Consider the following 19,065-nt stretch of genomic DNA (forward strand, 5'->3'; position numbering starts at 1 on the left):
CCATCGCCCCGACCACCGAGGCGTTGGAGTAATCATCCGAACTGAGAGCTTCCATCGATACGGATATTGGAGGCCTCCAATATCCGTTAGCGGCCGTTACATTCGCCCATTGCGCTTGTCGGGCATCTTTGGAGGCGCCGGCTGCAGGCGTTCGTCCAGCGCTTGTTCGATCACCCTAGCTCGCGAGGCGTCGAGCTGCTGAGCCAGGTCTCGCAGACGGCTGGCCTGGGCTTGGGCTGCGTTGTTGAATGCGTCCACCCACTGGCGCTTTACGTCAGGGTTTTGCCAAGGCTGGGCGAATGCCTCGGCCAGCGTGCAGACCCGAATCCCAAGCCCGATCTGCACGCCAAATGTTTGGAGCTGGCGAATTAACGCATCGGTGATCGGTTGGTCAGTCAGTGGCTCCAGGAAGAACTGCTTAGCCTTAGACCCTTTGGCCACCAGAAACGGTAGTTCTGCCGTTAGGAGGGTGTCGATCGCAACGCCCCGTTCGCTCAGCGGCTTCCAGAGGCCCTTGGCCTTGAGCTCGGCTGCCCAGGCCATCAACGGAACAAGGGTGGTCGAGCGCTTGCGAGTTCCCTTCACCGTGAACAGCGTCCCCGTTGGGGGGTGTTCCTTCAAGAGGTGTTGCAACTGGGCCGTGCTGATCGCCAATACCCCAGCGGCCTCATTGAAGCTCAACGGCACGTCCACCGTGGGGCGCTGCTTCGCTAGGCGCAAATGGTCTGCAACCTTCTTCTCCATCTGGCCCACGCTTTCGCAGCCAGAGAGTTTGCCGAGAAAGCGGTCGATGGCTCGGCGGTAAGCATCGGCGGCAGTGAGGGCCATTAGTTTTGCTCCCTCCCCTTACCACCGACCTTCGTAGGGCGTGCAGAGGTATTGCTGCTGCGCCGCCCGACCTTGCGTGCCGGCAGGGTGCGCAGCGCCTCTAGGTCGATTCCGTAATCTAGGACACCCAAAGCTGGCGTTCCTCCGGCACCGTTGAGCTTCTCACTCACCGTAAAGGGCCTGCTGTAAGTCGCGTGGTGTTCGTCGTCCAATTCGTGGCCGACGATTTGGGCTCGCATTTCAGAGGCCACATCGCTGCCCTGCATCTCCTGAATCACGGTCTTTCGGAGACTATGGAAACCACGCTTTGCTTTCGGCCACCCACCACAGTGCTTTTGGAGATAGTAGCTGAACGCCTTCGATATCCAGTTCCCCGCACCATTCTTCGCCTTACTGTCAGCCTGCGGAAACAATCGCCAGTCCCCGTTCTCCCTTCGTTCGGCGACGTAGTCCAAGAAACCGAGCTTGATCAGGTCGGGATGCAACGGGACGACCCGATTGGAAACATCGGTCTTCAACCGCTGATCCTCCCCCTCATCGGTAAACCGTATGCACGGGATCCCCTCCTCCTCCTTGACGTCGAGGGTGAACAGCTGCCCCACCTCACCCGCCCGGGCTCCCGTATACAGGCCCAACAAAGCCGCCCAGCGCGCTCCCGTTGAAAGCTGCCTGAAGCTATCGGGTGCGAAGAGTTGATGGACCTGCTCCAAGGTAAAGGCCTGGAAGCCAAATTTTCTACGCTTGCGCTTCTCGGCCATCGAAACGCTGACGTGTCCTGCGGCGACATTGTCTCCCTTGAGCACATAGCCTGAAGCCATTGCCCAAGTGAAGAATCCTCTCTTTCCTCCGAGGTAGCTCTGGCGATTGTTGAGCGTAGAACGCGTTAACCCGCGCTTGGCCAAATGGTCGTAGAAGCGGGCCATCTCAGGCCGCGTGATGGTATGCAGCTCGCGCTCGGCGCCCAAGAACTCGATCAGCTCTGTCACGGGAAGCAGTTTGATGCCGACCGTTTTGACCTCGATGTCCTCGGCGGCGACTTTGTCCTGCCAGATTCGCTTCGCATCGATGAGGCTGATCGTCTCAGCTGGCAGGGGCTGCGCCGCCACTGATTCCAACGGGTTTGGCCCAGCCGCCGCCGGAACTGCACCCGCATCACGGAAGTGGAACTTGCCGATTTCTTCCAGCGCCTCCATTGCTCGAGCATGGTCGGCCGCGTCCGTGGTCCGAAGACGGAAGCCCGGCAGGTCAATGTCATAACGCCGGGAGCCGTTCTCCGCGACGCTGCGCAGAACATCCTCAACCGTGAGTCCCTTCTTGGTCATGCACCCATCCCTGATCGCATCGAATGCTTGAGCATAACGCCGCGCGATGGCCAAGGCAGCCACTCGTGCGCTATGCAGGTGGATGCCCAGGGGATGCTTGACGAAGGGTTTGCCGACGATGCCGCGCATGTCCGTCGGAACGCGCATGCGAAACTGGTAACGACCAGTGGAAGAGCGAGTCAGATAGCTTGGTAACCGCATCGGAGTTGTGCCCCGATTTGTGCCCCAAGCCGCCCCTCAAGACCCTAAAAAATGTTGTTTAAAAACAAACACTTATTCAGGATTGGCGGAGAGAGTGGGATTCGAACCCACGGAAGGTTTAACCCTTCGCCGGTTTTCAAGACCGGTGCCTTAAACCGCTCGGCCATCTCTCCAATCGGGTCCCGGTCGCCCGGGCAGCGGCGTATTCTCGCACGTGAAGAGCATTTGCCCAAGACCACCCTTGCCCCCGCCCTTCGCATCCGGCACGGTGGGGCCTTCACTGCAATCGGAGCCCCCATGGCCCACCTCGATCTGGCCAACCTGCGCACCACCCTGCTGGACGACACCCAGCTGGCCGCAGTGGCCCTGCACCGCACGTTCGCCGGGCACCTGCCGGTCAGCAGTGGGCATGTGGTGGTCTGCGATCCGCTGGTCCAGGCCGAGGCGCCGGCGCTGGCCGACTACACCGCCCCCCTAGGCCGGCATCCGGTCGAAATCATCGTGCACAGCGGCCGCCCGGCCCTGGCCGTGGTCTGGTTCAAGCCCCGCGAAGCCCTCACTGCGTCTGCCCTGCACTGGCAGATGGCGCGCTGGACCACGCAGGACCTCACTGGACTGGATGAGGACAGCTTCATTGGCTATCCGGTCGACGCCGGCATCGGATGCTTCATGGATACCAACACCCAGCAGGCACTGCTGGCCCTGATCGAACAGGCCGATGGCGACGAAGACAGCGAATGGTCGGATGCGCTGATCGACCATGACGGCCTGGATGAAGGCGCCGAGTACCGCCCGTGGGGCGAGGACTCTCCACACGGCCTGGTCGTATTCACCAGCGGCTGGGGCGACGGCGTCTATCCCAGCTACTGGGCGCTGGATACCTCCGGCATTCCGGTCGCCCTGGTCACCGACTTCCTGTGCATCCAGGGCGGTGATGGGCGCGACGAGCGCGAGATCGCCGACCAGGCCTATCGCGATAGCCTCCCACCCGAAGAAGCTGAAGCGCTGGCACGACTGGTTGCCGCCGTGGACCGCGACGACCCGGATGCGCTGCGAGAGCTGTTGAAGGATGCGCCACAGCGCGCCAACCAGATCGAGCCGGGCTGTGGCGGCACCGCGCTGTTCGAGGCGATCCGCCTGGACCGCCCAGAGGCACTGCGGGTGCTGCTGCAGGGCGGCGCGTTGCCCGCAATGCCCGAGCGCCTGCACATGAGCAAGGTGACCAGCTACTTGGATTACGCCCGCTTCCTGAAGAAGCCGCGCAGCGCGGAGCTGATGGCGGTCCTGGAAGCACCGGTCATTGCCGAGCCCACATCGGCCGCACCGCCGCGGCGCAGCTTCTGGGACCGGCTGTTTGGCCGGAACTGACCGGGGCCGGAAAGCAGCAACGCCGGGCATGGCCCGGCGCTACCGTTTCACAGATTGGCGGTGCAGTTACGGGTGGGTGCCTCAGCCCGCGTCCACCGCCAACGCGCCCAGCGCACTGGCCTTGATCCGCTCCTTGGCCTTTTCACAGGCGCCACCGCAATCCAGGCGCGAGGCCTCCAGTTGCGGCGGCAGGTGCTCGGCCAGGAAGTCGATGAACACGCGCACCGCCGGCAGCAGGCCGCGGCGCGAGGCGAACACGGCATGGCACACGCCCTGCGGCAGCGACCAGTCCGGCAGCACCACTTCCAGCTCGCCGTTGCGCACGGCGTCGGCGCACACGGTTTCCGGCAGCATGGTGATGCCGAAACCGTCCTTCACCATGCTCTGCAGCAGCGGGAAGTCGAAGCCGGCCACGCGCGGCTGCAGGTCGACCCGGCGCACTTCGCCTTCCGGCCCGTGCAGCTCCCAGCGTTGGCGGGCTTCGTCTTCGCTGATGCTGAGGGTGACATGCTGGGTCAATTCTTCCGGATCCTTCGGCCGGCCGGCGCGGTCCAGGTACTTCGGGCTGGCCACCAGCAATTCCTGCACCTGGCCGAAGCTGCGCATCACCAGGCTGCCGTCATCGTCCAGGCGCGAACGCACGCGCAGGGCCACGTCGTAGCCTTCGTTGATGATGTCCACGCGGCGGTTGCTGATGTTCAGCTGCAGGCGCACCTTCGGGTACTGCTCAAGGAACTTGGGCAGCAGCTTGGGCAGCTGCATCTGCGCCAGCGATACCGGCACGCTGGCGCGCACCACGCCGCGCGGTTCCGCGCTGAGGCGGTCCACCACTTCGCGTGCGGCCTGTGCCTCGGCCAGCATCGTCTGCGCGTGGCGGTGCACGCTGGTGCCGACATCGGTGACGGCGAAACGACGCGTGGAGCGCTGCAGCAGGCGAACGCCCAGGTCGGTTTCCAGCTGGCTGATGCGGCGGCTCAGGCGCGACTTGGGGATACCCAGTGCACGCTCGGCGGCGGCGAATCCGCCATGGTCGACCACCATCGCGAAGTAGTACAGATCATTCAGGTCATGCATGCCCGAGTTCCATATCTAGAACAATACGTGGCATTCAACCACCTTTATCCCGCCTTTGCAACAACCTATCGTTCTCTCCGTCGGCGGCAAGTCCGCCACCTCTCCCGAACATAGGTACTGCCATGAAGCTTCTGCACATCGACGCCAGCGTGCTTGGCGACAACTCCGTCTCCCGCCACCTGACCGCCGCCGTGGTGGCCCAGTTCACGCAGCAGATCGACGGCCTGCAGGTTGATTATCGCGATCTTGACGCCAATCCGGTACCGCACCTGCGCAGCGGATCGCTTGCCAAGGCCGACGCTGCCGAAGCCGCCGATGCTGAACAGGTACTCGAGCAGTTCCTGGCGGCCGACATCGTGGTGATCGGCGCGCCGATGTACAACTTCAGCATTCCGTCCACCCTGAAGGCCTGGATCGACCGCGTGGCCGTGGCCGGGCGCACCTTCAAGTACACCGAGAACGGCCCGGTCGGTCTGGCCGGTGGCAAGCGAGTGATCATCGCCAGCAGCCGTGGCGGCATCTACACCGATTCGCCCGCGGACTTCCAGGAGCCGTTCCTGCGCCAGACGTTTGCCTTCTGGGGCATCAACGATGTCGAGTTCGTACGTGCCGAAGGCATTGCCTACTCGCCGCAGCACCGCGAAGACGCCATTGCCGGCGCACTGGCTGCGCTGCCGTCGCACGAAGCGGCCGAGGCCGCCGCGGCGTAACGCGTTCCAGCGTTCGGCGCCGCTCTCTCCTCGTCTGGGCGCTGAACGCGGGCCGGGATCCCCTCCCCCATCCCGGCCCACCCTGGCGGCCCCGCTTTGCGGGGCCGTTTTTTTGTGGCGTATGGACTGAGCGCTACGTCATCCACGCATGGCGTGGCTCTACCGCACGTGCGCATGGATACGCTGCCATGCGCGACGCTCACCAGAACGTTAGGCTGGGGCCATGAACTACATCGTGACCACTGCACACCGCAGCGAATTTCCGCACCCGATCACCCTGCGCCGTGGCCAGGCGCTGGTGGTGGGCGAACGTTATGAAGGGCCTGAAGGCTGGGAAGACTGGTTCCTGTGCGAGGCAGAGGGCCAGCAGCCGGGATTCGTGCCCGCGCCGGTGATCGGCCGCGACGCGCAGGGTGGCGCATTTGCCACGGAAGACTACTGTGCGCGCGAACTGAATGTGGATCCCGGGCAGCTGCTGCGTGGCGAGCGCACGCTCAATGGCTGGACGTGGTGCGTGCCGGAGACGGGTGAACCGGGCTGGGTGCCGTTGGAGAAGGTGCGGGTTGTGGAGTGATCACGGTGGTTCATCCACGCATTGCGTGGATGTAGCCCGCATCGTAGATCCACGCCATGCGTGGATACGGTGCCATGCAAGCATGGCACCCACCAGAGCCGCAGCAGTGCCATGCAAGCATGGCACCCACCAGAGCCAGAGCAGTGCCATGCAAGCATGGCACCCACCCCATCAGGCTATCAGCCGATGGTTTCCAGGCCACCCATGTACGGGCGCAGGGCCTCCGGCACGGTGATGCTGCCGTCGGCGTTCTGGTAGTTCTCCATCACCGCGATCATCGCGCGGCCCACCGCCACGCCCGAACCGTTCAGGGTATGCGCCAGTTCCGGTTTGCCGGTGGCCGGGTTGCGCCAGCGGGCCTGCATGCGGCGGGCCTGGAAGTCACCACAGTTCGAGCACGAGGAGATCTCGCGGTAGGTCTCCTGCGACGGCAGCCAGACTTCCAGGTCGTAGGTCTTCACCGCCGAGAAGCCCATGTCGCCGGTGCACAGCAGCACCTTGCGGTACGGCAGGCCCAGCTTTTCCAGAACCACTTCGGCGCAACGGGTCATGCGCTGGTGTTCGGCGTCGCTGTCTTCCGGGCGGCTGATCGAGACCAGCTCGACCTTCTCGAACTGGTGCTGGCGGATCATGCCGCGCACGTCGCGGCCACCGCTGCCGGCCTCGGCACGGAAGCACATCGAGTGGGCGGTCATGCGCAGCGGCAGGCGCTCGGCATCGACGATCTCATCGCGCACGATGTTGGTCAGCGGTACTTCCGAGGTCGGGATCAGGTAGCGCGTGGAATCGCCCACGGCGGTCTTGAACAGGTCGTCCTCGAACTTCGGCAGCTGGCTGGTGCCGCGCAGCGAATCGGCGTTGACCAGCAGCGGCACGTTGGTTTCCTCGTAGCCGTGCTCACCGGTGTGCAGGTCGACCATGAACTGGGCCAGCGCACGGTGCAGGCGCGCGATCGGGCCGCGCAGCACGGTGAAGCGCGAACCGGACAGCTTGGCGGCGGTTTCGCCGTCCAGCCAACCGTTGCGGGCGCCCAGTTCGACGTGATCGAGCACCTTGAAGTCGAACTGGCGCGGGGTTCCCCAGCGCGCCTGCTCGACGTTGTCGTTCTCGTCGGCACCGGCCGGCACGTCATCGGCCGGCAGGTTCGGAATGCCCATCGAGATGGCGTCGATCTTCTCGCGCAGCTCGTCCAGCGCCACTTCCGAGGCCTTCAGCTCATCGGCGAAGGCAGCGACCTCGGCCATCATGGCCGAGACGTCCTCGCCCTTCGCCTTGGCCTGGCCGATGGCCTTGGAACGGCTGTTACGCAGGCTCTGCAGCTCCTGGGTCCGCACCTGGATGCGCTTGCGATCGGCCTCCAGGGACTCCAGGGCAGACACGTCGAGCTCGAAGCCGCGGCTGGTGCGCAGGCGTTCGGCGAGGTCGGCGGGCTGGTGGCGGAGCAGGGCTGGATCAAGCATGGCAGGTGTCGTGGTGGGTATCAGGGATGGGATTATCGCTTGTTATACGGATTTCTGCCGCCCGGTTCATTCCCGGCGTGGCAGAATCGGGCTATTCCGTACTGGTCCGGTCCATGTCTGCACCCCGCTCGTCGTCCGCCAAGTCGTTCACTGTGCATATCCCGCGCAACGCCCTGAAGATCGCCGGCATCGCCTTCGGCGTGGGCGTGCTGCTGTTCGTGCTGGTCTGGCTGACCGGCCGTGACAAAGAGTTCTTCCGCGCCGACCCGGCCGCACAGACCCCGCAGGAAACTGCCCAGGTCGAGCCCCTGCCGGAACCCTTGGCCGCTGCAGCCGGTTCCAGCGACATGCCTGACGCCAAGCCGGCACCGGTGGAGGAGGAAGCGCCGAAGCTGGTCGAAACCGCTCCGCCGCCACCCGCCCCGATCGCCGAGCCGGCCCCGGCCGCCCCGGGCGCTGCGCCGGCTGCGACCGGCAACAGCCAGCCGATGCCGATTGCCGGCCAGTCGCCGCCGCCGTCGTACCCCGCCGCCGCCCTGCGCGCCGGGGAAACCGGCACCGTGGTGGTACGCGTAGACGTGGACGCCACCGGCTATCCCAACAACGCCACAGTGATCCAGCGCAGTGGTTCACGCGACCTCGACCGTGCCGCCACCGACGCGGTGCGCCGGTGGCGTTTCACCCCGGCGCAGAGCAATGGCCAGGCCGTGCCCGGCAGCATTGAAGTACCGTTCGACTTCAAGACGCAGTAACTGAACGCTTCCCGGCAGGCAAACTGAACCCTGCCGGTGGCGTTGACGCAGCGCTGACACTTCCCGTCCATGGCTCGGGCAACACTTCCCACGTCGTCAGTTGACGGAAGGAGTTTGCGATGACTGCCACCACCCACGAAGACCTTCATTCGCCGCAGCTGCAGCAGGATTCGAGCGTGCAGCACAAGCCCACGTCGCCCTGGATGTGGATCGCGCTGATCGTGGCGATGTTTGCGGCCGCCCTGCTGTGGCTGCGCCATTCCAATCAGGAGGATGTGGCGCCGGCACCGGTCGGTGAGCGCATGTTGCCCGCCCCTGAGCAAGCTGCGGTGACTGATGCAGCAATACCTGCAGCGCGCCAGGCTGCCCCTGCCTCCAGCCAGCACAAGGCCGCACCGGCGGTACGTAATCGCGAAGCGCGCCCGCTGGCCAGCAACCGCATGCCCACCTACCCCGCTGCTGCACTGCGCAGTGGCGTGCAGGGCAGCGTGATCGCCAGCCTCAATGTCGATACCCGTGGCAATGTCGCCAACGCTGCGATCGTTTCGCGCAGCGGCGAGCGCAGCCGCGACCTGGACCGTGCGGTGCTGAACACCGTGCAGAACTGGAAGTTCCAGCCTGCGGTGCATGACGGCCGCGCAGTAGCAAGCGTGGTGCGGGTCCCGGTGGATTTCCGTACCGAGCAGCGTTGATCGCGGACGAGGGGTTCGTGATGTTTCGACGGAGGCTTCGGCCTCCGTCTTTTTATTTGGAGAAGCGTGCCAACCAAGGTTGGCACCTACCGGGCGATATGAGCGTGCCGACCGAGGTCGGCACCTACCGGGTGATGTGAGCGTGCCAACCAAGGTTGGCACCCACCGGGTTACGTCATCCGCCGGGCGTGGCCTTTCAGGCCAGATTGAACCCGGCGCTGCGCGCCAGGCCATCGAAGTCCGGGAAGGAGGTGGCGACGTTGGCGATATCGTTGATGCGCACTTCGCCGTCACTGATCTGGCCGGCGATGGCGAAGGCCATGGCGATGCGATGGTCACCGTGGCTTTCGATGGTGCCACTGCCCAGGCGCACGCCGCCGTGCAGGGTGGCGCCGTCTTCGGTTTCATCCACCTGCATGCCCAGCGCGCGCAGGCCGGTGGCCATCGCGGCAAGGCGGTCGGATTCCTTCACCCGCAGCTCGGCCGCACCGCTCACCACGGTCTGGCCTTCGGCGGCCGCAGCGGCCACGAACAGCGCCGGGAACTCGTCAATCATGTCCGGCACCAGTGCTTCCGGAATGCGTGCGCCCTTCAACTGAGCGTAGCGCACCACCAGATCCGCCACCGGCTCACCGCCCTGCTCGGCCGGATTTTCTTCGGTGATGTCCGCCCCCATCAGGCGCAGCGCGTGCAGCAGGCCGGTGCGGCGCGGGTTCAGGCCGACCTGCTTCAGGCGCAGCTCGGAGCCCGGAATGATGCTGGCAGCCACCAGATAGAACGCAGCCGAAGAGAAGTCCGCCGGCACCACGATGTCAGTAGCGCGCAGGCGCTGGCCACCACGCAGGTGTGCCTTGCCGGGCGAGAATTCGATGTCCACGCCGAACGCGGACAGCATGCGCTCGGTGTAGTCACGGGTCGGGTGCGGCTCGGTCACCTGGGTTTCGCCCTGCGCGTACAGGCCGGCCAACAGCACCGCCGACTTGATCTGCGCGCTGGCCACCGGCGAGGCGAAGTCGATGCCGTGCAGCGATTGCCCGCCATGCACGTGCAGCGGCGGCGTCCCGTTTTCCTGGGTGTCGATCTTCGCGCCCATCTGCGACAGCGGGCCGGTCACGCGGCGCATCGGGCGGCCGGACAGCGACTCATCGCCGATCAGCGTGCAGTCGAATGCCTGGCCCGCCAGCAGACCGGCCAACAGGCGCATGCCGGTGCCCGCGTTGCCGCAGTCCAGCGGCGCATCCGGCGCCTTCAGGCCGTCGATACCGACGCCGTGCACGATGCGCTGCGACGGGCTGGGGGTTTCGATGCGCACGCCCAGCTGGCTGAAGATGCGCGCAGTGGCGCGGGTGTCCTCGCCTTCCAGGAAACCCTCGATATGCGAGGTGCCATCGGCCAGCGCGGCGAACATCACCGAGCGGTGCGAGACCGACTTGTCGCCGGGAATGGTCAGGCTGCCCTGCAGCGGCTGGCCCTTGCGGGCAATCCAGTGTTGCGCGTTGCTCATCGTTCGATCATTCCGTAAACGCCGGCAGCACCGGCGATGCATCAGGGGGCGGCAGCCGCAGCCACCGCAGCAGCACTCAGGGCACGGCCACCGGATAGGAGCCGAGCACCTTGATCTGCGCCGAGTGCGCTTCCAGTTCGGCCAGCGCGGCCTGCATCGGCGCGTCGTCGATGTGGCCGGCCAGGTCGATGAAGAAGCCGTATTCCCACTTGCCGTGGTGCGACGGACGCGACTCGATGCGGTTCATGCTGATGCCGTGGCGGGCGAACGGGCTGAGCACGTCGAACAGCGCACCGGGCTTGTCATGGATGAACACCAGCACCGACGTGCGGTCGTGGCCGGAGGTCGGGAAGATGTTGCGACCCACCACCAGGAAGCGGGTGGTGTTGTCGGCGTCGTTCTGGATCGGCTTGGTGACCACCTTCTTCAGGCCGTACACGTGGCCGGCACTCTCGCCACCGATGGCCGCCGCGTCATCGGCGTTGCGCGCACGGCGCGCACCTTCGGCATTGCTCGACACCGGAATTTTCTCGGCCTTCGGCAGGTTGGCGCGCAGCCAGGCTGAGGTCTGCATGAACGACTGCGGGTGCGCATAGATGCGCTCGATGTCCTCGATGCGGCCGCTGCGCGACATCAGGTACTGCTGCACGCGCAGTTCCACTTCGCCACAGATCTTCAGGTTGGAGGTCAGGAACATGTCCAGGGTGATCTGGATGGTGCCCTGCCCGGAATTCTCCACTGGCACCACGCCGAAATCGGCGTTGCCCGCTTCCACTTCCTGGAACACTTCCTCGATGCTGGCCATCGGCAGGCCCAGCGCCGAGCGGCCGAAGTGCTTGAGCACGGCCTGCTGGCTGAAGGTGCCTTCCGGGCCGAGGTAGCCGATCTTCAGTGGCTCCTGCTGGGCCAGACAGGCCGACATGATCTCGCGGTAGACGTGCACCAGCAGCTCATCGCTGAGCGGGCCTTCGTTACGGTCCACCACCATGCGCAGCACCTGCGCTTCGCGCTCGGGGCGGTAGTAGTCGACGGCGGCGGCAAGCTTGCCCTTGGCCTTGCCGACCTGGTGGGCGAAGCGCGCGCGCTCGGCGATCAGGCTCTGGATGTCGCGGTCGATCTGGTCGATCTTCGAGCGCACATCGGCCAGCGCCAGCGGCGCCAGGGTGGGTGCCGGGTTCGACGCGGCCTTGGCCTTGCCCTTCGCCTTGGTGGGCGCGCTGTCCTTGGCCGGTTCGGCCTTCTTTGGCGCCTTCTTGCTGGATTTGCTGCTTGCCATCGGAGTTCCTTGTTACGGGGCCCGCACCCGACGGTGCGCGCCGTTCATTGCTCAGCCGTGACGCTGCTGGAAATCGGCCATGAAGGCGACCAGCGCCTCGGCCCCGGCCAGCGGCATGGCGTTGTACAGCGAGGCGCGGATGCCCCCGACCACCTTGTGCCCCTTCAGCGCCAGCAGGCCGGCGGCCTTGGCTTCGGCGACGAAACGGGCATCAAGCTCGGCATTGGGCAGGAAGAACGGGATGTTCATCCGCGAGCGTGCCGGGTGTGCGACCTCGTTGCGGTAGAAGCCCCCGGAACCATCGATGGCGCCGTATACCAGCGCGGCCTTGGCGGCATTGCGCTTGGCGAACTCGGCCACGCCACCTTCGGCCAGCATCCACTTGAACACCAGGCCGGCCAGGTACCAGTTCCAGGTCGGCGGGGTGTTGAGCATCGAATCGCGGGCAACGTGCGAGCGGTAGTCGAAGATGTCCGCGCGCGGCTGGCCGCTGCGCTCGAGCAGATCGCGGCGGATGATCATCACCGCGATGCCGACCGGGCCCAGGTTCTTCTGCGCGCCGGCGTAGATCACGCCATAACGGCGCACATCCAGCGGTTCGCTGGCGATGGACGAGCTGAAGTCGGCGATCAGCGGGACGCCGCCGGTGTCGGGCACATCACGGAACTCGACGCCGTGGATGGTTTCGTTGGCGGTGATGTGCACGTAGGCGGCATCGGGCGACAGCTGCCAGTCGGCGCGCGGCGGCAGCGTGCGGTAACCATCGGCCTCGCTGCTGGCGGCGATGTTGACGTCGACGTAGACACCGGCCTGCTTGACCGCCGTCTTGCCCCAGTGGCCACTGACCACGTAATCGGCACGCTGGCCCGGGGCGGCGAAGTTGAGCGGGATCAGCGCCTGCTGGGTGGTGGCGCCACCGGACAGGAACAGCACCGCATAGTCTTCGGGGATATCGAGCAGGCGACGCAGGTCGGCCTCGGCCTCGGCGGCCACGGACATGAACTCCGCGCCGCGATGGCTCATTTCCACGATCGAGGCACCGGTACCGTGCCAGTCCAGCATTTCCGCCTGCGCCTGGCGCAGGACCGATTCCGGCAAGGTTGCAGGGCCGGCACTGAAGTTGAACGCGCGCGTCATGTCACACCTGTGGGGCAAGACCCCTAGTATGCCGCAGTGCACCAGCCTTGCGGCCTTGTGCGGCAAGGGAAATTTGGTTTCATTGGAATCCATTGGCCAGCAGCATTGCCCCGGTAGTCGCCGACCTTGGTCGGCGTACGCCGTCAGGCGTCATCCCCGCCGAAGGAGCGTGCCGACCAAGGTCGGCACCTACCAGAGCGGATACGGCCGGTTCAGATCAGCGCGCGCCGAACCAGAGCAGCAGACTGAGCAGTGCGGCCAGCAGCAGCGCACTCACCAGCAGCCACGGCCAGCGCCGGACCTTGCGCGGCGCGGCCGGCAGCATCGGCGCCTGCTCGGCGTCCTGGCTGGACTCGTCTTCATCCGGCAGCGGGCGCCGGCGCGGGTCATGCGGCACTTCCAGCACGAACCGGTGCTGGCCATCGAACACCACCTGGTCGCCTGCCTGCAGCCAGCAGTGGCGCACGGCCACGCCATTGACCCGTGTGCCATCGGCACTGCCCAGGTCACGCAACAGCACGCGCTCGCCATGCACTTCCACGCGGGCGTGCTGTTCGGCGAAGGCCGGCTCATTGATCTCGATGTCAGCGTCGCCACCGCGGCCGATCAGGCGGGACCGCGACAGCGTGAAGCTGCGGCCATGGTGCAGGCCACCGACACCGCGCAGCAGGCGCTGCTGCTCATTGGTGCCGTCACCGCTGTTCGGTGCGGGGGCCTGCAGCAGGCTCTCCACCTCGCCCTGCAGGACCATTTCCACGCCGTCCACATACACCGCATCGCCCGCACGCAGCAGCGCCATGCGCCGCACCGGGCGACCGTTCACATGAATGCCGCGGATACCGTTGCCGACCTGCAGCCAGAGGCCGCGATCATCCACGCAGAACTGCGCCAGCAGCAGGGCACCGTGGCCGGCCTCGCCCAGCCTCACACTGCCATTGGCCTGGCGCACGATGCGTTGCACCCCGGGCCGCAGCGGCTGGTCGGGCTGTTGTTGTTGGCTGAAGTGAACAAGCAGGTTCTGCACGCGGCGCAGCCTAGCAGGTTGGTCGCCAACGAAGAAGAACCCACGATGAGTGCTTGGCGCGAAGGCCCTCGATGCGCACAATGCTCGCCCTCATTAATCATCCCCGCTTTGCGCCAGGAGCCTGCATGTCCACCATCGATGTCCGCCACGCCCACGCCCTGCCCGATGCACAGGCGCGCGCCGCGATCGAACAGGTCGCCGCCAAGCTGTCCGAGCGCTTCGGCCTGAAGTCGTCCTGGACTGCCGACGTACTGAATTTCTCCGGCAGCGGCGTGGACGGTGCGATCGAACTGCAGCCGGGCGCCGTGCGCGTCACGGCCAAGCTGGGCTTCCTGCTGTCGGCGATGAAGGGCATGGTCGAAGGCGAGATCCAGCGCGTTCTGAAGGAAAAGCTGGGCTGAACCCCGGCGGCGGCCATCACGGCCGTGCAACGCCAGCGCGCGCTACTCTCGGGGCAGGCCCAACTCCCACGGGAAGTGCGATGAACCACTACGAGAACGACGACCGCCGCAACGACGACGCCTCTTTCGGTGACCAGGCCGAGCGCTTCTCGCGCAAGCTGAGTGACTCGGCGCAGCAGGTCTGGTTGGCCGGCCTGGGCGCTCTTGGCCGTGCACAGGCCGAAGGCAGCCGCTTCTTCGACGGCCTGGTGAAGGAAGGCGAAGCCTGGGAAGCCCGCCGCCGTGAACGCAACGGCGAACAGGGCCCGGGCTGGCGCGACAACGTTGAAACGTCGCTGGACGAGGCCCGCGAGAAGGCTTCCGGCACCTGGAACAAGGTTGAAAAAGCGTTCGACGACCAGGTGCAGGGCGTACTCAAGCGCCTGCACGTGCCAACCGCCGACGAGGTGACTGCGCTGGAGGCGCGCATCGACGCACTGCAGGCACGCCTGGCCAAGCTGGAAAATCGCGACGCCTCGGGCACTGATGCACCTGCACCGGGCAGCCATCAGTCGCCAGGCAGCGTGCCCTGACCGGCCATTGTTGCAATGCAATAAATTTTGATTGACAATCGCGAGCAACCCGCCAATCGCTTCGGCTGCCGTTTGTTCCCTCCCCTCACGGCTTCAGGATTGGCGGGTTTTTCGTGCCCGCCGTATGCCGATCTGAGCGTTCCATCACGCTTCCTGTCAGGAACGTCCTGACCCAGCCGGATAGTACGACCTTTACACTGTCGTCTTCCGCATTCGCCCCTTCCGCGCACCTCCTGCATGCTCCCTTGGATCCTGGCCCTGCTGTCGGCCCTGCTTACCTGTTCCCTGGCTGTTGTCTATCTGTGGTGGATCAAGCGGCGGCAGAAGGAGATGCAACTCGGCCTGCAGGCCCTGGCGGGCATGCACTGGCGCGAGTTCTCGGTACTGGTCAAGCGCATGCTGCGCGAGCAGCGCGGCCTGCGCGAACTGGATGACCCGGGCGAGGAATCCCGTGAGCCAAGCAGCGATTTCCTGCTCAGCGACGGCCCCAACAGCTGGCTGGTCTCGTGCAAGCACGGCTTGGCCTATCGCATCGGCACCGCCGCGGTGAACGAACTGGGCGCGGCCGCGCGCCTGGCCGGCGCCCGCGGCGGCGTGCTGCTGACCGAAGGCCGGATGGAACGCGACGGCCGCAGCGCCGCCGAAAAGCAGGCGGTTGAGGTGCTGGACGGCCCGCGCCTGTGGCCGTTGCTGCAGCCCTATCTACCGGCGGAAATCGAAACCCGTGTACGCGCCAGTGCCCGTCATGAAGCCCTGCGCCGGATCGCCATTGCCGCGCTCGGCTCGGTCACGCTGGGCCTGCTGGTGGGATTGAGCCTGCAAGGCTTGCATGTGCAGGACACCGCGCCTGTTGCCGAGGTGGCGGACACCCCCGCGCCGGTTGCGCCTGTGGTTGAAGCGGCGCCCGAACCGGCGCCGGCCCCCGCCACCACGCCGCCGGCCGCTGCGCCTGCACCGGCCGCGCCCTCAGCCGACGCGCGCAGCAACCCCAACCCGGATGCCGCCACGCTGGAGCGCTTCCAGGCCGATCTGTCCCGCGCCTTGGCCGGCAAGCCCGGTATCGCCAGCGGGGTCTGGCTGACCCGGCAGACGCTGGCGATCAACCGCACGGGCGAGCTGGAAAAGGTCTGGCCGCAGGTCTGCGAGGAAGTGCTGCACTACCCCGCCCTGCGCAACGTGCGCATCCAGCTCAACGCCCGCCCCGGCGTGGATGAGCCGGTGCGCTGGCGGCAGTGCGCCACGTATTGATTGGGGTGTCCGTAGATCGACGCCATGCATGGATGCCCTTGTAGCGTCGAGCCACGCTCGACTCATCGCGCATCGCGCCAACAGCAGCCGAGCATGGCTCGGCTCTACATGGCGCCTGCTCAGCCCAATGCCGCGAGATGGGCGATGTAACTGGAGCGCGATTCACCCGCCGCTCTGGCCTGCGCATCCAGCCTCGCCAGGATCCGGCGTGGCAGGCTGATATTGACCCGCTCGATGGTGTCGTCCAGCAGAGCCGGATCAATGCAGATGTACGCAAGAATCCAACGGAGGTCCTTGGATGCCTCGGCGGCGATCTTCTGTGGCGCGGAAGGTGTCGGAATCGAGCGCCCCTCATCCAGGGCCGCATCAATCCAGGCGAGCGCAGCTTCCTCGGCAGCGCTGAGCGCATCATCAAGCGTGTCGGCCGCCGAGAAGCACCCCGGCAGATCTGGAACGACCACACCCCACGCGGTGCGCTCATCGCCTGCCTCGATCAAGACTGGATATCGCATGGGCCCTCCTACGTCAGTCCTGCGAGCTTCCGCAACGCCAGCAGCAGCCCTTTCCCCAGATCCTTCCTAGGGTGAGGCACGGTGATGATGTGAGGGTGCTGCGGGTGCACGAATACATGATGGGATCCGCGAATCCGGCGCCAGGTCCAACCTGCCGCCTCCAGATCCAGGATGAGGTCCCTGCTCTTCATGCGGGGACGATACACATCGTACACACGCCCCGACAGAGTTCAAGGCGACAGCGTGTCCCGAGCGGGGCCGACCCTACCTTGCGCCAGGCGCAAAGCGCGCGACCAGGTCCCAGGCGTCGCCGAGGAACACCTGGCGCACACGGGTGATCGGCTGTTCGCCGCGCCAGGTCAGGCGCTCGATCACCAGACAGGCGGTGCCGGGCTTCACCTCCAGCAGCTTGGCGGTGGCGGTATCCGCGCCCCAAGCACTGATGCGGTGCTGGGCACGGGTCCACGAGACGTTCTGCAGCAGCCAGCTGCCCGGCGCGGTGGTACTGAAATCGACCTCCAGCACCTCGGGCACGCCCACCGGGCTGATCAGGCGGTGCTCCAGCGCCAGCGGGCGGCCGTCGGCCAGGTGCAGGCAGCGCATCGCCAACAGCATTTCGCTGCCGGCCAGCCCGACTTCACCGGCATTGCCGGCGTCGGCCAGGCGCAGGTCGCGCTGCAGCAGACGATACGCGTACTGATGACCGCGTGAGCCGACTTCCATCGCGATGTCGGGAATCTCCAGCGCCACCTGTTCCAGGTGCGGGGGCTGCCGCGCCACGAACGAACCAGCGCGGCGGCGGCGCTCGATCATGCCGCTCTCGGCCAGTGCGGTCAGCACCTTGTTCACGGTCATCCGCGAGCAGCCGTACTGCTCCATCAGCTCGTGTTCGTACGGAATACGGAAGCCCGGCGCCCACTCTCCGCTGAGGATGCGGCTTTCCAGATCGCTGCGGATACGCTGGTTGAGCGTGGCGGACTTGCTGGCCTTCACGTGATGGGATCTCGGTGGCGGGAGGCGATCAGCCCAGCACGCCGCGCAGGGCGGCAGCGAAGGCGCTGGTGATCGCCTCGCGCTGCAGGTGGCGGCCGTCGGCCACGCACTGGCGGCCATGGCGCCAGACCGATCGCAGCGCGCCATTACGTGCGGCGAACACCCAGCTGTCAAGCCATGCGTCGTCCTGCCGCGCCTGTAGCGCGGGGTGTGCGGCATCCAGCTCGACCAGATCGGCGCTGGCGCCGACCTGCAGGCCAGCAGCCACGCCCAGCGCCTGTGCACCGCCCTGCAATGCACCTTCGAACAGGAAGCGACCGCTGCTGCGGGTGGCATCCGGGGCCAGTACGTTGCGCCCGCGCAGGGTCAGGCGCTGACCGTACTCAAGCAGGCGCAGTTCCTCAGCCGCGTCGATCAGCACATTGGAATCGGAACCGACACCGAAGCGTCCACCCTCGCGCGCGAACGCCTGCATCGGGAACAGGCCGTCGCCAAGGTTGGCTTCGGTGATCGGGCACAGGCCGGCCACCGCCTGGCTGGCCACGATGGCGGCGCGCTCATCGTCGGTGATGTGGGTGGCGTGCACCAGGCACCAGCGCGCATCCACCGGCGCATGGTCGTACAGCCACTGCACCGGACGCTGGCCGCTCCAGGCCAGGCAGGCCTCCACCTCGCGCACCTGTTCGGCGATGTGGATGTGCACCGGGCCGTCGGTAAGCGGCAGCAAAGCACTCAATTCCTCGCCGGTGACTGCACGCAGGCTGTGCGGGGCAATGCCGAGCACCGCATCGGGCAGCGCGGCCAAAGACGGCTTGGCGGCGTCCAGCAGCTGCGCGAAGCCGTCCACGTCGTGGATCAGGCGTCGCTGCGCGGGGTTCGGTGCCGCTCCGCCGAAATCGGCATGCGCATAGAACACCGGCAGCAGGGTCAGCCCGATGCCGGTCTGGTCGGCCGCCGCCGCAATCCGCGCGCTCATCTCGGCACGGTTGGCATACGGCCGGCCGTCAGCATCATGGTGCAGGTAATGGAATTCGCCGACGCGGGTGAAGCCGCTTTCCAGCATTTCCATGTAGGCCTGGGCGGCGATGGCCTGCACCGCGTCCGGGCGCAGATGGGCCAGGAAGCGATACATCAGCTCGCGCCAGCTCCAGAAGCTGTCACCGTCGCCGCCGCCGATCTCGGTCAGCCCGGCCATGCCGCGCTGGAAGGCATGGCTGTGCAGGTTGGGCAGGCCCGGCACCAGGATGCCGACACGGGTATCACCCGCCTGCGCGCCCTGCCCCGTACTGATCGCCGTGAAGCGACCGTCCTGCACCTGCAGGCGGACATCGCGGGCCCAACCCTCGACCAGCAGGGCGTGGGCGGCATGGAAACTGTGCGGGGAACGCGAATCGGACATGGCTGGACAACCCGAAAT

General features: G+C 66.2%; 20 protein-coding genes and 1 tRNA gene. 8 read left to right on the top strand and 13 right to left on the bottom strand.

Annotated elements, in window-relative coordinates:
- Positions 1 to 96: 96 nt before the first annotated feature.
- The 3 genes from ACZK2R_RS14370 to ACZK2R_RS14380 all read right to left on the bottom strand — a co-directional run bounded on the left by ACZK2R_RS14370 (position 97) and on the right by ACZK2R_RS14380 (position 2,524).
- Complete coding sequence (locus ACZK2R_RS14370) at positions 97 to 828, bottom strand: hypothetical protein (RefSeq protein ID WP_478418722.1); 732 nt, start codon at positions 826 to 828, stop codon at positions 97 to 99.
- Positions 828 to 2,297 (bottom strand): site-specific integrase, encoded by a 1,470-nt coding sequence (locus ACZK2R_RS14375; protein ID WP_478487389.1) that lies wholly within the window; start codon positions 2,295 to 2,297, stop codon positions 828 to 830. Before ACZK2R_RS14375 ends, ACZK2R_RS14370 begins: the two co-directional genes overlap by 1 nt.
- Before the next feature lie 137 nt (positions 2,298 to 2,434).
- Positions 2,435 to 2,524: transfer RNA gene (locus tag ACZK2R_RS14380), tRNA-Ser, on the bottom strand.
- A gap of 124 nt (positions 2,525 to 2,648) precedes the next feature.
- On the opposite strand from ACZK2R_RS14380, the gene ACZK2R_RS14385 reads away from it, so the two are divergent.
- Positions 2,649 to 3,719 (top strand): DUF4241 domain-containing protein, encoded by a 1,071-nt coding sequence (locus tag ACZK2R_RS14385; RefSeq protein ID WP_125892015.1) that lies wholly within the window; start codon positions 2,649 to 2,651, stop codon positions 3,717 to 3,719.
- An 81-nt stretch (positions 3,720 to 3,800) separates the two neighbouring features.
- On the opposite strand, the gene ACZK2R_RS14390 is transcribed toward ACZK2R_RS14385, so the two are convergent.
- On the bottom strand, positions 3,801 to 4,793 hold the full coding sequence (locus ACZK2R_RS14390) for a LysR family transcriptional regulator (RefSeq protein ID WP_005410175.1): 993 nt from the start codon (positions 4,791 to 4,793) through the stop codon (positions 3,801 to 3,803).
- A 122-nt stretch (positions 4,794 to 4,915) separates the two neighbouring features.
- Between ACZK2R_RS14390 and ACZK2R_RS14395 the strand changes: the two genes are divergently transcribed.
- On the top strand, positions 4,916 to 5,503 hold the full coding sequence (locus ACZK2R_RS14395) for an FMN-dependent NADH-azoreductase (protein WP_032129793.1): 588 nt from the start codon (positions 4,916 to 4,918) through the stop codon (positions 5,501 to 5,503).
- Positions 5,504 to 5,726: 223 nt separating this feature from the next.
- Positions 5,727 to 6,077, top strand: coding sequence for an SH3 domain-containing protein (locus tag ACZK2R_RS14400; RefSeq protein ID WP_125892017.1), 351 nt, complete (start codon positions 5,727 to 5,729; stop codon positions 6,075 to 6,077).
- A 179-nt stretch (positions 6,078 to 6,256) separates the two neighbouring features.
- On the opposite strand, the gene serS is transcribed toward ACZK2R_RS14400, so the two are convergent.
- Complete coding sequence (gene serS, locus ACZK2R_RS14405) at positions 6,257 to 7,537, bottom strand: serine--tRNA ligase (protein ID WP_125892019.1); 1,281 nt, start codon at positions 7,535 to 7,537, stop codon at positions 6,257 to 6,259.
- 113 nt (positions 7,538 to 7,650) lie between these two features.
- Here serS and ACZK2R_RS14410 point away from each other — a divergent pair, with 113 nt between their 5' ends.
- Positions 7,651 to 8,289 carry an energy transducer TonB gene (locus ACZK2R_RS14410; protein WP_121503608.1) on the top strand — a complete coding sequence of 213 codons (639 nt, stop codon included), beginning with the start codon at positions 7,651 to 7,653 and terminating at the stop codon, positions 8,287 to 8,289.
- Between the two features lie 119 nt (positions 8,290 to 8,408).
- Entirely contained in the window at positions 8,409 to 8,981 is a 573-nt protein-coding gene (locus ACZK2R_RS14415) for an energy transducer TonB (protein ID WP_180837943.1), read from the top strand.
- 196 nt (positions 8,982 to 9,177) lie between these two features.
- Here ACZK2R_RS14415 and aroA read toward each other — a convergent pair whose 3' ends face one another.
- From aroA to ACZK2R_RS14435, 4 genes are all read right to left on the bottom strand, one after another.
- Positions 9,178 to 10,485, bottom strand: coding sequence for a 3-phosphoshikimate 1-carboxyvinyltransferase (gene aroA, locus ACZK2R_RS14420; protein ID WP_180837942.1), 1,308 nt, complete (start codon positions 10,483 to 10,485; stop codon positions 9,178 to 9,180).
- Between the two features lie 76 nt (positions 10,486 to 10,561).
- Positions 10,562 to 11,761: a prephenate dehydratase gene (gene pheA, locus ACZK2R_RS14425; RefSeq protein WP_014037689.1), complete on the bottom strand. Its 1,200-nt coding sequence runs from the start codon at positions 11,759 to 11,761 to the stop codon at positions 10,562 to 10,564.
- A gap of 51 nt (positions 11,762 to 11,812) precedes the next feature.
- Positions 11,813 to 12,898: a 3-phosphoserine/phosphohydroxythreonine transaminase gene (gene serC / locus ACZK2R_RS14430; RefSeq protein WP_125892025.1), complete on the bottom strand. Its 1,086-nt coding sequence runs from the start codon at positions 12,896 to 12,898 to the stop codon at positions 11,813 to 11,815.
- A 217-nt stretch (positions 12,899 to 13,115) separates the two neighbouring features.
- Positions 13,116 to 13,922: an FHA domain-containing protein gene (locus ACZK2R_RS14435; protein WP_125892027.1), complete on the bottom strand. Its 807-nt coding sequence runs from the start codon at positions 13,920 to 13,922 to the stop codon at positions 13,116 to 13,118.
- A gap of 125 nt (positions 13,923 to 14,047) precedes the next feature.
- Here ACZK2R_RS14435 and ACZK2R_RS14440 point away from each other — a divergent pair, with 125 nt between their 5' ends.
- The 3 genes from ACZK2R_RS14440 (at position 14,048) to ACZK2R_RS14450 (ending at position 16,143) form a co-directional block, all read left to right on the top strand.
- Positions 14,048 to 14,323, top strand: coding sequence for a polyhydroxyalkanoic acid system family protein (locus tag ACZK2R_RS14440; RefSeq protein WP_005417302.1), 276 nt, complete (start codon positions 14,048 to 14,050; stop codon positions 14,321 to 14,323).
- Positions 14,324 to 14,403: 80 nt separating this feature from the next.
- Entirely contained in the window at positions 14,404 to 14,895 is a 492-nt protein-coding gene (locus ACZK2R_RS14445) for a phasin family protein (RefSeq protein WP_032127716.1), read from the top strand.
- 237 nt (positions 14,896 to 15,132) lie between these two features.
- Complete coding sequence (locus tag ACZK2R_RS14450) at positions 15,133 to 16,143, top strand: restriction endonuclease (RefSeq protein WP_125892029.1); 1,011 nt, start codon at positions 15,133 to 15,135, stop codon at positions 16,141 to 16,143.
- 119 nt (positions 16,144 to 16,262) lie between these two features.
- On the opposite strand, the gene ACZK2R_RS14455 is transcribed toward ACZK2R_RS14450, so the two are convergent.
- The 4 genes from ACZK2R_RS14455 to ACZK2R_RS14470 form a co-directional block, all read right to left on the bottom strand.
- Entirely contained in the window at positions 16,263 to 16,655 is a 393-nt protein-coding gene (locus ACZK2R_RS14455) for a type II toxin-antitoxin system HicB family antitoxin (RefSeq protein WP_125892031.1), read from the bottom strand.
- 8 nt (positions 16,656 to 16,663) lie between these two features.
- Positions 16,664 to 16,846 (bottom strand): type II toxin-antitoxin system HicA family toxin, encoded by a 183-nt coding sequence (locus ACZK2R_RS14460; protein WP_125892033.1) that lies wholly within the window; start codon positions 16,844 to 16,846, stop codon positions 16,664 to 16,666.
- Positions 16,847 to 16,919: 73 nt separating this feature from the next.
- On the bottom strand, positions 16,920 to 17,648 hold the full coding sequence (gene hutC, locus ACZK2R_RS14465; RefSeq protein ID WP_125892035.1) for a histidine utilization repressor: 729 nt from the start codon (positions 17,646 to 17,648) through the stop codon (positions 16,920 to 16,922).
- A 28-nt stretch (positions 17,649 to 17,676) separates the two neighbouring features.
- Positions 17,677 to 19,047 carry a formimidoylglutamate deiminase gene (locus tag ACZK2R_RS14470; protein WP_125892037.1) on the bottom strand — a complete coding sequence of 457 codons (1,371 nt, stop codon included), beginning with the start codon at positions 19,045 to 19,047 and terminating at the stop codon, positions 17,677 to 17,679.
- Between the last annotated feature and the right edge of the window lie 18 nt (positions 19,048 to 19,065).

It is taken from the genome of Stenotrophomonas sp. 96582_Sma, assembly GCF_056480905.1.